The sequence below is a fragment of the Methanosarcina barkeri 3 genome (genome assembly GCF_000970305.1).
GTDB classification, from domain to species: Archaea; Halobacteriota; Methanosarcinia; order Methanosarcinales; family Methanosarcinaceae; genus Methanosarcina; species Methanosarcina barkeri_A.
Window position 1 is genome coordinate 1880418 of record NZ_CP009517.1, and the last position, 15773, is coordinate 1896190.

Genomic DNA, 15773 nt, shown 5'->3' on the forward strand with positions numbered 1-15773 from the left:
AGGTAAAAAATATGAGCGAAGAGAGCAACTGGTATGTGCGAGCCTGCAAAACCACAGCAAAGCAGTGGATATGGGCTGTCCCTGACCCTGCTGCCTTCCGCAAGCGCTGTGAAAAGAGTGTAAGCCGGGAGTACAGGGACGCTCTCAGGTTTACCGGTTATGAACTTGAAGCTTTCGAAACCGTCCTCTTTTCCTATGCAGGAACCTTTGCAACTTTAATCCTGTTGGCAACAGTAGACCTTTTCCTGATGCTTTCAAGAAGTTTTGATGCCAGAGTGCTTACTATAATGGGAATCCTTACCTTTGTCGTTCCTCTGTTAACCCTCTATTACCTGAGTGAGTATGTGAAACTCAGAGCAGGGTTTATGAAAATCTCCTCACTTGGAGACATTCCTGAAATTCTGAGTTATATAGTCATGTCCATGAAACTTGTTCCTAACCTGGAACATGCCGTACTTTTTGCAGCTAGAAATTCCGAGAGGCCACTTGCAAAGGACCTGAGAAAACTAGCCTGGGACCTGAACCTCAGGATTTACAGCAGCATGGATGATGCTCTCCTTTCTTTTGCCGACCTGTGGGGAAGAAATAGCGAATATTTCAAACGTTCTCTACACCTTATAAAGAGCTCGACAGCCGAACCTGATGAGGCTCAGAGGGTTATAACCCTGAACCGAGCCCTGGACATAAGTCTCGAAGGTACGGAAAGCCTTATGGACGCCTTTGCAGCAAAACTGAAGACCCCAAGTTATATTCTCTACTCGATTTTCATTTTGATTCCGCTCGCCCTTGTAGCTCTTCTGCCTGCGGTTACGGTTGTAGGAATGAAACCTGAAATAATAGACCTTATCTTCCTCTATGACCTGATTTTTCCGGCTCTTGCTGCCCTATACTCAGAATATATTCTTATGCAAAGGCCGGTTGCTTTTATTCCCAGGCAAATTCCGGATTCTCATCCTGAGCTTGCAGATATCAAGCAGAAGAAACATTTTGCTTTAACGCTCTCGGCCCTGGTACTCTGCCTTATAGCACCTTTAGGATATCTCCTGTTGAGGTTAGGAAACCCTGGAGGAATAGTAGCAACCGCACCCCTGGAAGGATATTTTTCACCCACGCTTCCTCTGATTCTGGGTGGAACAATCGGGATTTCAGTTTACCTTTATTTCTCGGCTGTTCCTTACAAGAGGATAAGAGACCGAATAAAAAAGATGGAACAGGAATTTGCAGATTCTCTTTTTGTACTCGGCAGGAGAATTTCCGAAGGAAAAGCCCCTGAAGAAGCTTTTGCCCACACTGCCAGGACTATGGAAGGTTCAAAAATCGGGGAAGCTTTTCAGGAAATTTCAATGAACCTGCTCAGTATGAGGACAAATCTCAAAGCCGCAATTTTTGACGAAGATTTCGGAGCCTTCAGACACATATATTCGGAAAGAATTCGGAACACAATGCTCCTTTTTACGGAAAGCATCCACAAAAACCATGAAGCTGCAGGCGCTTCGATTATAAAACTTGCAGACCATTTGAAAGAGCTTGGAACAGTCGAGGAAAGAATCCGGCGTTCCCTTTACGATGTCACCTCAACTATGCGCTCTACTGCTGTGATTTTTGCCCCACTTATTGCAGGGATTACCCTTGCCCTTTCTGAGGTTATTACGAAAATTCTGAACCAGGTAGCCGAAAGGGTAAACCGAATTCCTGCCGATATGTCAGGAATGCCAGTAGAAATCGGAGAGGCAGCTTTTTCCCAGTCAATCTCTCCTGACCATTTCCTGCTTGCAATAGGAGTTTATATTGTCCTGATCAGTGCTATTCTCACCCGCTTTGCAGGTTCGGTGGAATACGGAGGAGACCGAACGCAGTTGAAATATGACCTCGCCTGCATGCTCCCGATTTCAATTGCAATATTCGCAGTTTCTACCGCAGCCTCAAGAGTTATCTTCAAGGGACTGGTGTGAAATGAGAGTTATAGTAAAACGGTGATTGCTGTTCATTCAAAAATTGATCGCAAAACGAAAATAAATGGTATTTTGTGGATTTCTGTCAAAGCGAGTTTGATTAGTTATCTTTATTTATGCTATCTTATCTACATCTTTTTCCAAGAATTAAAGCCGTACTTGCAATTGCAATGATTGTTAATATAGAGCCTTGAAATGGCAATTCTTGACCTGAACTGTTTACTGTATTGTTTTCTGGATCAACAACATGAATATTTTCTTTACCATTTGAATTTGCAATGTTACCAATTAATATGTTGTTCCTGCTGGAGTTATTGATGTTTATACCATATTCTATATTATTTGAGGCATTGTTATAATCTAACTTATTGTCACTTGATTCTACCAAAAATATTCCATTATTATTGTTAAAATTTACAGTGTTGTTGTATAGTCTGTTTTCTGTACTGTACTCAAGATCTATACCACTCCAGCCGTTAAAATTTGCAATGTTGCTAGTCAGAAAATTACGACTCGATTCTCTAAGAAAAATTCCTAAATCAGTGTTTGATATAGTATTATTAGTAATTGTGTTGTTTTCACATAAATAAACCAACTTAATCCCAAATCCGGCATAGCTGACAGTATTATTACTTATTTCATTATTACTACTAGATGTGTATATATATATGCCTTCATGATTGGTCGCGTTTATGAAATTATTATTCAGCTTATTGTTACTTGAATTCCATAAGAAAATTCCATCGATTCCAGTCATATACGCATTATTTTCAGTAAGTGTATTGTTGCACGAGTCTAACAAAAAAATGCCGTAACCGTTTGAAAAAACATTATTTTTCTTTATGACACTATTGTTGACTCCATCAAAATAAATTCCGGCTTTATCGTCTCCATACTGATCGGTTCCAGCATCACTTATACCAAAGCCATTAATAGTTACGTTATCTGCTACAACATTGAATACGTCATCTTCAGAGTTAGCAGCATAAATAATAGTATCTACTGGATTTTTCAGAGAGAGATGTAATTGTTAATTCTTTATTTACATACACATTTTCCGTATAATTTCCTGGATAAACAAGAACTATATCACCATCAGTTGCGTTGTCAACAGCATTCTGTATGCTTTTATAATTTGCTCCCTCAATATCGTCATCTACTGTAATTGTAACTGCTCCAGCACATGAAGCCATTAACACTGTAAAAAATATAATCAAAAAATAAAGTATATTCCTCATTTATACTCCTATCCGGTATGTGTATGTAATTGTGCAGTCTACTACTAGTCTCACTTTTCGTAGTAAATTCTCAGATTTCATGGTTTTTTCTGTTATCAATTTTCAATTTAACACGAGTTTACGGAACTTTTATACAGGAGGTAAAAGCAAATAAGGTGTATTTAGAGACCAAAATGATATTATTCAATTTTTATCAAATGCAATTAAGTGTGTAAATTACTTAAATCTGTTGCAAAATGGTATCAGGAAAAGTATTGATTTTCAAAAGATACTGCGGAAAATGGGATATAAGATAATTGCGCCTCTTCGCTATTTTATGTGAGTTGAAAATAATTGGCCAGTTGCAAAGTAACCCGCTAAAAGGGAAACATCAAGCTTGAATATGGTTTTCAATCATAAATGTTTCTAAACTTTACGTATGTACGTTGATATTTTAAGAGACCAATGCAAGTTACTCACTCGAAACAGCGAAGAGGCACATTTTTACGTATGGATCCAGTCTGGAAGACTAAATAGTCTTCAGCATAAGTTCAAATTTAATACTACTACTGTTACTTGGAATCACTTATTTCATGTACTCCAATATTTTTGTAGTAAAAAATGGAAGAAGCACTTTATTTAAAACTCTTATTATAATAACTGATCTTTAGATTTTAACAAAGCCAGAAACTCAATACTAAAGCCAATTTCAAAATAATTTCACCAAAAAGGAAAGGAGCTTTAATTACCCCCAAAGAAATTAAAAGTTATATTCGACAGATTTGCATTCTTAAAATCGAACCAGTACTGTTCTATCGTGCCGATAATACCTTGATTATTCACAGTATTGGCAGACCCGTTTACAATATTCTGTATTCCTGAATAATTATTCTCAACAGGCTGCGTACTTTCTGAATCTGGCGGCACGGGATCGGTTGTCTGTTCAGATGTGTTTCCAAAATAACTTTTCACAGTGTTATAACTGGTAACTCCCGTAATTCCACAATCAAACTTTCTGGAAGATCCCCAGTCTCTATACGACATGGTTTTGCTCTTGTCATAAAAGGCCGTTACTTCCTTCTTTTGGGGTCCGAACCAGCCATAGTACGCCTCATATCCTTTTTTATTACTGGCTGCCGGATAGAAGACATTGATATAAATCGGAGCATGTTTTGTGGAATTAAGTTCTCTGATATCACAATTCCAACTATACTCTTCTGAAACATATTGACCGATTTCGCAGGCCAGTTGGTAGGAATTGTTCTGGTTACTGAGGTTGTAATCGAGCATGACCTGGGTGACTTGCTCTTTTGTAGGAGTTACATAATTTCCCGTAGCCGAAGCTAACGGAATTGCGAGCATAGCAACAAAAAGCATACTGAATAGCTTAAGTTTCATAATCAGTTCTCCATAATAGCATTTACTTCACTTTCTACTTCACTTTCTACTTCATTTTCATAATCAGTATCAACGACTTTACACCATCTTGTCCCATAATATACGAAGATTTTTCCTTCAACACTAACATCCCATTTATCTTTCTCAAGAAACTCACTAAAAGCATAGTTATACTCTTTTTTTGAACAGGCCGTTGAATCTTCGTAATTTCCAATAATATCAGTTAAAGCTTTATAAATGTGTTTAGATTAATTGCTTTTGATAGTTAATTCTTCGGATTGATTACCTACCTCACATTATTTATTTAGTTCCTAACATACTTTTTTTAATTTATATCCATTAAAGCATGAAGAAGAAACTATATTTCACTCTATAATTTTGTGTGCAGTGAAAATATTCCTGGTCTTCGTGCTTCCGATCTCAATTGCAATATTGCAGTTCCCACGCAACTTCAAGGATTATCTTCAGAGGATTGGTGTGAAATGGAGTAACAGGAATTATCTGGAACTCCTCACCGGTTTTGAATGCAAAGAAAAAATCGGATAAACAGAAAAAATGTACCCAAAAACTTCTTTTCATATAGTAGACATTTCTTTTTTATTCCATGGTTTTTTTCTTTTTATAACAAACTTTTCTTATATATACTGATTTATTGTTTTATTTAATAAAAATTTGACAATTTATTAGAATAATTAGTAAATTAATTTTTATATTTTTTAATTTTTAAACTTATTAGTTGTTAATTGAAAGAGTTTTATGTTTCTAAATTGAATTTCCCTATTAATTATATTACTTGAATAGTAATGATTACACAATCCAGTTTTAACCAATATTAGTGATAAAGGAGAGTGAAGTAGTGATTGTTAGCAAAAATATTCTGATGCTGTATCCCGGGTCCGGGGGAGAGATATACATTGGACTACCGATAATAGAACCTCGACCTGTACCTCTTTACGGCATTGTCAGACCTCTATACGGCGTGCCTCTAAAATGAAATTGAACTAGAACCTGTGGGTTGAACGACAAAATCAGTAGCAAAAAACCAAAAACATAAAATGTACTGATTTTAACAAGCTTACTTGTTCTTGATTTTATTTCACAAACGCACAAACCCTGATAGGAAAAAACTTGAGGGGAATTAATATCCCCATATATTTTAAACTTTTTTCAGATTAAAGTCTGAATAATATTTTTAATATAATATTTAAATCAATAAAATACCAGAATGATCAAATAAAATGCCAGAATGCTCAGATCCATCTTACAGGCTTCGGATAAGGTTGCTCTTATGGAGTAATAGAGATGAATACAAGTGAATACAAACCTGAATTTTGTGTGTGGGAACTTACACTAAAATGTAACATGAAGTGCAAGCACTGCGGTTCCATAGCAGGAAAAGCCAGAGAAAATGAACTCACGGTTGATGAATGTCTTAATGTAGCCGAACAACTGGCAGATCTCGGATGCAAGCAGGTAACTTTTATTGGGGGTGAAGTCTTTCTGTATGAAGGATGGGAAAAAATCTCCAGGAAGTTATCTGAGAAGGGGGTAGATGTTAATCTTATTACCAACGGATTTTTACTTGAAGATGAACAAATTGCCCAGATAAAATATGCCAGATTAACTAACGTGGGAATTTCTCTTGACGGAATGGAAAGCAATCATAACAATATGAGAAATGTAAGCACTTCGTTCGAAAAAGTAATGCAAGCCCTGGAGATACTTAAGAAAGAAGGCATCCCTGTAGCTATTGTAACCAGTTTGATAGAGAGAAACTTTGAAGATTTATGGCCGATGTACAATTTACTTGTGGAAAAGGGCATAAAGCTCTGGCAGATGCAGATCGTTAACCCTATGGGAAACATGGCCGATAAAAAAAATCTTCTCCTCGACCCTGCAAAAGTACCCCTAATTACCAGATTTATTCGAGAAAAGCGTAAAGAACAGAAGATTGCTATCTATGCAGGAGACAATATCGGATATTTTGACGAGAATGAATTATACTTAAGAGGCGAGTTCGGAACAATATGCTCATGGTCAGGATGTCAGGCAGGTTTGAGAGTTGTCGGGATAGGTAGTACAGGCAATGTTAAAGGTTGCGAGTCACTCTATTCGGACGAGTTCATAGAAGGTAATTTACGTGAAGAATCCTTATCCGAAATCTGGTATAAAGAAGGCAATTTTGCTTATAACAGAAATTTCGATACGAGTATGCTGACAGGCAGTTGCAAAGATTGCAATAAAGGAGCTATTTGCAGGGGTGGATGCAGAGGGGCCTGTTATTTTACAACTGATTCTAAATTTGAAAACCCTTACTGTTGTTATCCTGGAAAAACCAACATAAGTAAGGATTACTTCAAGAGTAATCTCTTGAAATACAGTGAGAAAAACTAACTCTTTTTCGGTGGGACAGCAAGCCTTTTAAAAAAACTGCTTGACTGCAAGCCTTTTAAAAAAACTGCTTGATCGCAAGCCTTTTAAAAAAAGGCTTGAGCGAAAAACACTGATAAACATAAAAAATCATGAAGGCCTGATAACAAGCTTTTTAAAAAAACTGCTTGATCGCAAGCCTTTTAAAAAAAGGCTTGAGCGAAAAACACTGATAAACATAAAAAATCATGAAGGCCTGATAACAAGCTTTTTAAAAAAAACTGCTTGACTGCAAGCCTTTTAAAAAAAGGCTTGAGTGAAAATCCCTACTTGTTCGATAGAGCCACTTGCAAGATACAAGAAGAAATACAAATATCCGGCAAGCTTTCTGTCTTTCCCGGATGTTTCACTCCTATTTTTGTCGCTTATTTTTGTCGTTTATGGGTGAAGGAAAGAAACAACAGCCATTATTCCGTATGTCCCAAGAAGCTGTAATCCTTCAAACCAGTTGCTTTTGCCATCTTCGATTATGGATTTAACCATTAAAACGGAAGAAATTATGGCAGCGAGTTCGAAAGTGGTGAAAATAAGATTCATGGGGTTCTCGAAGAAATAACTCGTAAACACCAGAACCGGCACGACAAACATAGCGATTTGAGTTGTCGAGCCGATTGCAATCTGTAGCGCCAGATCCATCCGGTCCTTAATTGCTATTGTGATAGCTGAGACGTGTTCTGCAGCGTTTCCGATAATTGCTATGAAAATCATACCTATGAACATTTCAGTCCAGCCAAGGCTTTCAGCCAGAGGTTCTATGGAACCGACCAAAATTTCACTCATAATAGCAACCGTAACTGTCGATGCGAGAAGAACCAAAACGGATTTTTTGACGCTCCACTTGGCAACGCACTCTGTCGTGTCAACAGTGTACAGGTGTTTATGAGTATGAAGCGAGAACAGCAAGCTCGCAAGATACGACACGGCCATGATGACCGAAACTGCAATGCTCAAGGTCTCGACTATCGCATCTGAAGGGTTTTCTGAAGTCAGAACGAAAACAGCCGGCATTACAATAGCTGCAGTTGCAAGAAAGAGAGTAGAGGCGCTTGTCTTTGCGGCTGTAGTATTGAACTGCTGCTCATCTTTTCCGAGACCTCCGAAGAAAAACGCCATTCCCAGAATCAAAAGCAGATTTCCAATGATGGACCCCGTAATCGATGCCTTTACCATTTCAGTAAGTCCTGCTTGCAGGGAAAAAAAACTTATGATTAATTCTGTTGCGTTCCCGAAGGTAGCGTTTAACAACCCACCCAGGGCTGGGCCGGTATGTGCCGAAATCTCCTCTGTAGATTCACCGATGAATTTCGCAAGCGGGATGATTGCAAGCGAGGCTAAAACAAAAATTGCTATGGGAGAAGAGTGTGTATACTCTGCGAACAGACTCAGCGGTACAAAGATAAGAAATAATTTAAAAATTTTTTCCAGAATTTTTGTTTTTTCCATATTAGCGAATCTCCTCTGCAACCTGGCAAAGAGTTACTATAATGCGACTTAGAATACCATCCTTTCTAATTTTACGTGTTATAACAAAACTGAAAGATATTTTTATCCCTCAAGCCCGGCAGGAAGGAAAACTTTAGGAATTAAAAGAGAAAAGGAAGGAAATAAATGATAAATGAAGTTAAAAATAAGTTTCTTTGGTCAAATATCTAATTTTAAGACAATACATATTAAATTCTTACATTTATTTCATGTTAATTAATATAGACTTATGAAAATATTACTTTGATTTAAAAATTCATTTAAAATTTTTATCGTTTGGGGAGTATTATGAAAATTAAACTGGCACACTTAATTTCCTTTCTAGTTTTCTTAGTATTCGGGAATTTGGGGATAATAGAAGCAACAGAAACGGAAGCAACAGAAACAGAAGCAACACAAATATCACCTTATGATCAGGTTCAGGAAGTGGAGGCCGCTCCAGGAGTAGAGACTCAGATCACAACTAGCGAAAGAGTAACAGTACACTATTGTCCTGCTATTTACGGTGATAAAATAGTATGGTATAACAATAATTATGGGACAGGTTCCGATATTTGCATGTATGATCTTTCAACTTCCACTATATCCAATATCTCTACTAACGAATTTGACGGGTATGACCCGGTGATTTATAAGGATAGGATAGTCCGGCTAGATAGTCGAAACGGGCATCCGGAGATTTACATGTACAACCTTTCTACTTCTACAGAAAGCAGGATTACTAATTTCAGATCTTTTAAAGCAGGTCCTGATATCTATGAAGACAGAATCGTCTGGTTTGAGATGCGTAATGGGGACTATGATATCTACATGTATGACCTTGCTAACTCTACGGAAACTCAGATAACTTTTAATGAATCAGGTCAGACTTCTCCTTCCATCTATGGTGACAGGATTGTATGGACAGACAGCCGCAATGGGCAGGAAAACACCGATATCTATATGTACAATATTTCCACTGCCAGGGAAACTCAGATCACCAAAAATGAATCAGATCAGCTTGGTCCTGCAATATACGACGATAAGATAGTCTGGACTGATATGCGTAATGGAAATGCGGATATTTACATGTACAACCTTTCTACGTGTGAAGAGTACCAGATTACCATAAACGAATATGTCCAGGCTAATCCAGCTATTTATGAAGATAAAATTGTATGGGTAGACTACCGTGGGAAACAGTCAGGTGCTTATCCGGACAGCGACATTTACATATACGATCTTTCTACTTCAAAAGAAATGTCGGTTATAACTGAAAGATCCTCACAGTCTGATCCTGATATTTATGGTAACAGGATAGTCTGGGTAGATAATCGTGACGGAAACTGGCAACATTACAACATATACATGTTTACACTTGAAACTTCTGAGGAAACAGGGGCAACCGAGCCTGTAGAAGGACTGAAAAAACTCAAAAATCACTTAAATTCCCTGTACCTGCAACCCTCTACAGCAACTGTTCTCGGTGCAAAGCTAGATAGTGCAATCGCTTATCTGGAAAAAGGAGAGGAAGAAAAATCACTGACAGAGCTTGAAAATTTTATTGAATGCGTTTATTCCATGCAAGAAAAAGGCAAACTTGAGGATAAAGAAGTTGAATGCATAGTCAGTGAGACCCAGAGAAGTATTGATCTTATGAAAATTCCTGACAGGATTTAACGGGTTATAATTCTTGAAAAAACGAAATAATAGAAGCAAATCGCAGAAATGTGAGACGACGCTTCCATCTGAAATTTCATCTAAAGCTTCCGTTTGAAATCAAAGGTATAAAAGTAAAATGAAGAAGAGTTTTTGCTCCATTTTAAAACCTTAAAAGTTGGATTTTAGAAACACGGATTTTAGAAACATGGATTTTAGAAACACGGATTCAAGAAGCATGGATTTCAGGGAAGAGAGTCTCTCACGAAATGTCTCTTTTTTCAGCAGGCCTGAAAGTAACAAATCTGGAACTTTCCTCAACATCGGCTTTCCCGCTGTTTCCGACTACAGTTAATACTTTTTTTGTACCGGCTGGGTGCTGCCTCCTAGATTCTACTTTTACATCACGGCTGAGAAGCTTGAATTCCTTCGAAAGCATTCCCATAACTACCAGCATCATGATATATTCCGTAGCCGGAGATGCAGCCCACACTCCATCCAGGCCGAAGAAAACCGGCAGGATAAAGAGCAGAGGAAAGAGAACAACAAAAATCTTTCCAAGGTAGATAAAGAGTGCTGCTCTAACCCGGTTTATTGACTGGAAATAGATGGCAGTGAGGAGCACGGTACCTTCAACGAGCAAAGAGAATATGAAAATCTCCATTCCTCGCAGGGTAACTTCCAGAAGTTCAGAATCGCCCTGGCTGAAGATTCGTATCACTTTTTCGGGGAAGAGGGAAATTAATAGAAATCCGATAACTCCTGTCAGGATACATGAAAGAATTGTCAGTTTCAAAGTTTTCGAAACTCTTTCGTAATAGCCAGCTCCGTAATTGAAACCTATAATTGGCTGTACTCCCAGAGCTATTCCCTCGAAAAGCATAGAGAAAATTGAAAAGACATACCCTATAACACCGTAGGCTGAGACCGCAAGCTCGGAACCGTACCTGAGCAGCATATAATTGTGCGCAAAGAGCACAAGAGCCAGTGAGAACTGCATCACGAAAGACGGAAGTCCGGATCCAAGGATCTGGATCTGGGTGTTGAGTTTGAATTTCATGGCTTTAAGCCTGAGTTTCAATTTTGCCTCCTTGCCAAAAAGATAATTCGTGAGCAGTAACGCCGGGAGAGCAAAGGAAATTATTGTGGCAAAAGCGGCACCCTCCATTCCCATACCCATATGCATGATAAAAAGGTAATCAAGCACAAGATTTACAATTACTCCTGCAATCATGATATTCATACAGAGCCTGGGTTTTCCGTCATTCCTTACCAGCGGTTCAAGGGCAACTGAAAGGATTATAAAGACCGAGCCAGCGAAGATAATCCTCAGGTAATCACGGGCAAAAGCTAGAGCAGCCCCGGTGGCTCCAAGGATGCTGATTGAGGTTTCACAGAAAACCAGTCCGACTACGGTAAAAACTACTCCTGTAAAAAGACATAGAGAAAAAGCATTGTGTACTATATCCAGGGCTCGGCCAAGATTATCTTTTCCGAGCTGCAGGGCTGTCAGACTGGATGCACCGATTCCAATAATCACCCCTACGGCGATTATAACTATATAAGCTGGATAGGCAAGGGTAATTGCTGCAAGTCCCTGGCTGCCGATAGCGTTTCCTATAAAAAAGCCATCAATTATTCCCTGGATTCCGGCAATGACAACTCCGACAACGGTCGGAAATGCAAACTTCAGGAATAAACTCACTATATTCCCGGATCTCATTTCTTCATCATTTACCATACCAGGCCCTCCTTGTGCTGCAAAACCATCTTTTCAAAGGCCTGGTTTTGAAACTCTGAAACTTTCATTTCAGATACCTGGTTTTGAGATTCCGGGACTATTTTTACCGTTGTCAGGCGGAAAAACCTGTTCAAAGAGAGGTATATTATATTGTGTTTCTGTAGAGATTGGTGTTTTCTTAAAGTTTTACCTATTCTTGAAGGACCAAGGCAGTAAGAGTCGGCCCTCTCAAATAGTTTGCATGAGGTCATAACTCATCCTGGACGAAGCTTCTGAAAATACGCAGATTCAAGTATTGTTGCCTTGTTGCAGAACTAATTAGTCTGTCTATGCCGAACTGGTAACTGCGTATGATCTGGGGTTAATTTGTGCGCATTCCTGCAGCACTCATTCGTTTTACGAAGCTTCACCGTTTAAAGAGTAAAAGAGGATTCAAACGAACTAAGAATCCTGCGCAATCATGCAACAAAGCAAGTAAAACCAGATTCGGATAGTTATCTGGTCACAGCTAATTCTATATAGTAAAAAATATTTACGAATCTATATATAGATTTGCACTCGATTTTATTTTAACAGGTTATTTAATATGGAATTTTAAAAGCACCTAGGTAGAGAATTTAGAACGAGTTTAAGCAAGAGCATAACAATAGGTCTAAAACTAAAAATATATAAAATAGTTCGGATCTAAGTAAAAACTCTGGAAAAACATTAGATTTACTCATAGGCAATTAAATTTGCAAATAAGAGGAAATGAATCCGAGATCGAACAGCTACCGATCCAAAACAAATCAACTCTATAACAATAAGAAAACAAATCAACTCTATAACAATAAGAAAACGAATAAACTCTATAACAATAAGAAAACAAATCAACTCTATAACAATAAGAAAACAAATCAACTCTATAACAATAAGATTGGATTTACAACAACAATAAGACCAGATTACAACATTAACACCAAATTTACAATGACAAGATCCGATTTATGACAATAGTAAGTTAAAGTTCCAGGTTTACAAGAAGCTCTCTTTATAGTAATAGATCATGGGCTTACCCATCCATTTTTTATGCGAGAAGCACCTTTACGTCTTAAACTGAACTTATTCCTTTACTTGCCTTTACTCGCCTTTACTTATTTACCTCATGTTGTTAAGCCTTTAGTACAAATTAAGCCTCTAGTACAAGTTAAACCTCTAGTACAATCGTTTGCATAGTTTTCTCTTCATAATTACAAAACCTTCCAGTCGGAAAGAACAAACTGATCAAAAATGTCTGCTGAAAATTATACCTTCACTCATGATTATACCTGTACTCCTCCTGAAGTTCTGGCTCCCGTAGGCGACGAAGAAGCCCTGCTTGCTGCAATTCGAGGAGGAGCGGATGCAGTCTATCTCGGGGTCGGTGAATTCAATGCCCGTCAGGGTGCAAAGAATTTCACTATTGAGAATCTTGACGAGGCCGTGAAACTGGCACACTCACATGGAGTTCTGGTTTACCTGGCCCTCAATATCCCGATCAAACAAAAAGAATTGCAGCACGCGCTTGAGATAGTAGACTGCGCATATGCGGTCGGAATCGATGCAGTTATCCTTCAGGACCTTGGGCTTCTCAGGCTTTTAAGTGGAATCTATCCGGACCTCGAGCTTCATGCAAGCACTCAGATGACTATCCATAATAGAGGAGGAGTCGATTTTGTAGCAGGTCTGGGAGCAAAAAGAGTAATAGTTTCAAGGGAACTTACCACGGTTGAGGTAAAAGATATAGTAGATCATTCAAACGTAGAAATTGAGGTTTTCGTACATGGAGCTCTTTGTTACTCTTATTCGGGCAAATGCCTTTTCAGCAGTTTCCTGCACGGCAGGAGCGCAAACAGGGGAGCCTGTGCCCAGCCCTGCCGACGTCGGTACAGATTCGTGGTAAACGGCAGAGACGTTGACGAAAGACATATTGGAGGCAGTTATCCTATAAGCTGTGCCGAACTCTCCACACTAACAGGGCTTGAGGATATAATAAAAACCGGAGTTGTAAGCCTAAAAATAGAAGGGCGGATGAAAAAGCCCGAGTACGTTACTGCAAGTGCCGCTGCCTATAAAGCTGCAGTCAAAGGAATCTGCAGCCCGGGAGAGAACCCGACAAAAGAAGAACTTGAAGCAAGAGAAGCCGAGCTTGCAAAACTCTTTTACAGAGGATTTACAAGAGGCTTCGTACTCGGAGAAAAAGGTGTATCTCATCCCAAATACAGTTCAAACTACGGATCATTCCTTGGAAAAGTCATTGATATTTCTCGGTCAAAAGGAAACACAAAACTTACGGTTCGGCTGAACCAGGATATCCAGGTAAAAGACGGTATAAGTATTTTCACGCGGGAGAGAATGCTTGGTTCAGCAGTTACAGGTATAATCACAATTTCAGGTGAGCATATAAAAAGTGCGAAAAAAGGTGAAAAAGTAGGGCTTGAAATCAGTTCGAAGACCGGAAGAGCAGTCCAGAGAGGCGATGAGCTCTACCTCACAACAGACACTCAGCTCCTCGATGCCCTTCAAAAAACTAAACTGAAAACACTTCCTGTAAGCCTGAAAGTAAGAGCCAGGAAAGGAGAGCGATTTACTGTTGTAATCGGAGAAGAATGTAAAAAGCCCAGAGAGACCAGGGACAAGAGAAGAGAAAAGACTCTCGTTTTGGAATTTACGGACGATTATATCGTCCAGAAAGCTGAAAAAGCCCCAACAACGGTCGAACAGATCAGAAAAACAATGGAAAGCCTTGGGGATACTTCCTTTGAGGCCGTTTCTGTTGAGATCGAAGCTGATGAAAACATTTTCATTCCGGTTGGTGTGTTGAAAAATGCAAGGAGAAAGGCAGCAGACCTCCTGCTTGAGAAAGTCCTCAGTGGAGATAAGAGAGAGCAAAAACACCCGGATCTTGAGGACTTCAGTTACCTGTGTAACTCTCAAAACCATAGCAATGAAGTGAATGGCCAGGATAAACAGCCTCCAGCCGTAAGTGAGACTCTCGGTGAGGCTTCCAGTAAGATAACAGGCAGAAAATTAGCTTCAAAGCGACTCCTTCTTAGTGTTGAAGTAAATAAAAGTTCTTCTCTTTTTGAGGCTGCGTTCGCAGGTGCAGATATTATTTATATTCCAGTTTCGAGGTTTGAAGAACTTGCTGCGCCAGAAAATGCAGAAAAGCTTGAAGATTTGAAAGCCGAAAGGGTTGAAATTGTTTTCCGGGTTCCCCTTATAAATCATGATCATGAACTGGATAAACTCAAATCCCTACTGGAAAAAGTTAAAGAGGCAGGCTTCGGAATAACCTGTTCTGAGTTAGGGGCCGTACAGCTTGCAAAAGAGCTTGCAATACCCTTTACCGCAGGAAAAGAATTCAATATTTTCAACTCTTTTACGGCCAGTACCTTCTACCAGGCAGGAGCGTACAGAGCAACTCTTTCAAGTGAACTGAACCTGAGCGAAATAAAAAGTATCTGCGAAGCACTTCAAATATGTAAAGGTTCAGGACAGACCGAGATTTTTGTTTACGGCAGGGAACTCATGCTAATTACGGAAAATGACCTTTTAAAGCCCCTTGTTGATAGAAGAATTGTAAGAAAGGACAGCGAAGTGCTTCTTGTTGACCAGGAAGGTTCCGAATTTCCGGTAGAACGCCTGGGGACCCGGACCCTGATTTACAACTCAAAAGTGCTTGATATGCTGAAGTACGTCAAAAACCTGAAAGATTACGGTGTGGATGTGCTTCGTCTTGACCTTTCATTCAATACTCAGGCTGAGATAAAAGAGATTATAAAAGCATACAAAGAAGCTCTTACAGGAAAAGAAAACAGGTTGAAACCTGCAAAGGGAATTGAGTATACTACAGGGCATTATTTTAAGGGAGTTTGATAAGATAAAACTCCTTTA

The 15773-nt window shown here is 38.9% G+C and carries 12 protein-coding genes; 6 read left to right on the forward strand and 6 right to left on the reverse strand.

Going from position 1 to position 15773, the window contains the following annotated elements; translation table 11 throughout:
- Window positions 1-11 precede the first annotated feature (11 nt).
- Window positions 12-1952, forward strand: coding sequence for a hypothetical protein (locus MSBR3_RS07580; protein WP_048107384.1), 1941 nt, complete (start codon window positions 12-14; stop codon window positions 1950-1952).
- Between the two features lie 124 nt (window positions 1953-2076).
- Here the strand turns inward: MSBR3_RS07580 and MSBR3_RS07585 are convergent, their stop codons facing one another.
- The 3 genes from MSBR3_RS07585 to MSBR3_RS07595 form a co-directional block, all read right to left on the reverse strand.
- Window positions 2077-2967, reverse strand: a complete 891-nt coding sequence (locus MSBR3_RS07585) for a right-handed parallel beta-helix repeat-containing protein (RefSeq protein WP_080942240.1) — start codon at window positions 2965-2967, stop codon at window positions 2077-2079.
- Complete coding sequence (locus MSBR3_RS07590) at window positions 2930-3145, reverse strand: hypothetical protein (protein ID WP_196297028.1); 216 nt, start codon at window positions 3143-3145, stop codon at window positions 2930-2932. Before MSBR3_RS07590 ends, MSBR3_RS07585 begins: the two co-directional genes overlap by 38 nt.
- Window positions 3146-3910: 765 nt before the next feature.
- Window positions 3911-4567, reverse strand: a complete 657-nt coding sequence (locus tag MSBR3_RS07595) for a hypothetical protein (protein ID WP_048107387.1) — start codon at window positions 4565-4567, stop codon at window positions 3911-3913.
- A 387-nt stretch (window positions 4568-4954) separates the two neighbouring features.
- Between MSBR3_RS07595 and MSBR3_RS20160 the strand changes: the two genes are divergently transcribed.
- From MSBR3_RS20160 to MSBR3_RS07600, 3 genes are all read left to right on the forward strand, one after another.
- Window positions 4955-5113 (forward strand): hypothetical protein, encoded by a 159-nt coding sequence (locus tag MSBR3_RS20160; RefSeq protein ID WP_155396755.1) that lies wholly within the window; start codon window positions 4955-4957, stop codon window positions 5111-5113.
- Window positions 5114-5423: 310 nt separating this feature from the next.
- Window positions 5424-5561 carry a hypothetical protein gene (locus MSBR3_RS20165; RefSeq protein ID WP_155396756.1) on the forward strand — a complete coding sequence of 46 codons (138 nt, stop codon included), beginning with the start codon at window positions 5424-5426 and terminating at the stop codon, window positions 5559-5561.
- Between the two features lie 308 nt (window positions 5562-5869).
- Window positions 5870-6961, forward strand: coding sequence for a radical SAM/SPASM domain-containing protein (locus MSBR3_RS07600; protein ID WP_048107388.1), 1092 nt, complete (start codon window positions 5870-5872; stop codon window positions 6959-6961).
- Window positions 6962-7375: 414 nt separating this feature from the next.
- Here MSBR3_RS07600 and cax read toward each other — a convergent pair whose 3' ends face one another.
- Window positions 7376-8440, reverse strand: coding sequence for a calcium/proton exchanger (gene cax, locus MSBR3_RS07610; protein ID WP_048107390.1), 1065 nt, complete (start codon window positions 8438-8440; stop codon window positions 7376-7378).
- Between the two features lie 327 nt (window positions 8441-8767).
- On the opposite strand from cax, the gene MSBR3_RS07615 reads away from it, so the two are divergent.
- A complete protein-coding gene (locus tag MSBR3_RS07615) occupies window positions 8768-10138 on the forward strand; it encodes a hypothetical protein (protein WP_048107391.1) in 1371 nt (456 codons plus the stop codon).
- A 241-nt stretch (window positions 10139-10379) separates the two neighbouring features.
- Here MSBR3_RS07615 and MSBR3_RS07620 read toward each other — a convergent pair whose 3' ends face one another.
- Together MSBR3_RS07620 and MSBR3_RS07625 are read right to left on the reverse strand one after the other, a co-directional pair.
- Window positions 10380-11858, reverse strand: coding sequence for an MATE family efflux transporter (locus tag MSBR3_RS07620; RefSeq protein ID WP_048107392.1), 1479 nt, complete (start codon window positions 11856-11858; stop codon window positions 10380-10382).
- On the reverse strand, window positions 11852-12109 hold the full coding sequence (locus tag MSBR3_RS07625) for a hypothetical protein (protein WP_048107393.1): 258 nt from the start codon (window positions 12107-12109) through the stop codon (window positions 11852-11854). Before MSBR3_RS07625 ends, MSBR3_RS07620 begins: the two co-directional genes overlap by 7 nt.
- Before the next feature lie 1018 nt (window positions 12110-13127).
- Here MSBR3_RS07625 and MSBR3_RS07630 point away from each other — a divergent pair.
- A complete protein-coding gene (locus MSBR3_RS07630) occupies window positions 13128-15755 on the forward strand; it encodes a U32 family peptidase (protein WP_048107394.1) in 2628 nt (875 codons plus the stop codon).
- The last annotated feature ends 18 nt before the right edge of the window (window positions 15756-15773 follow it).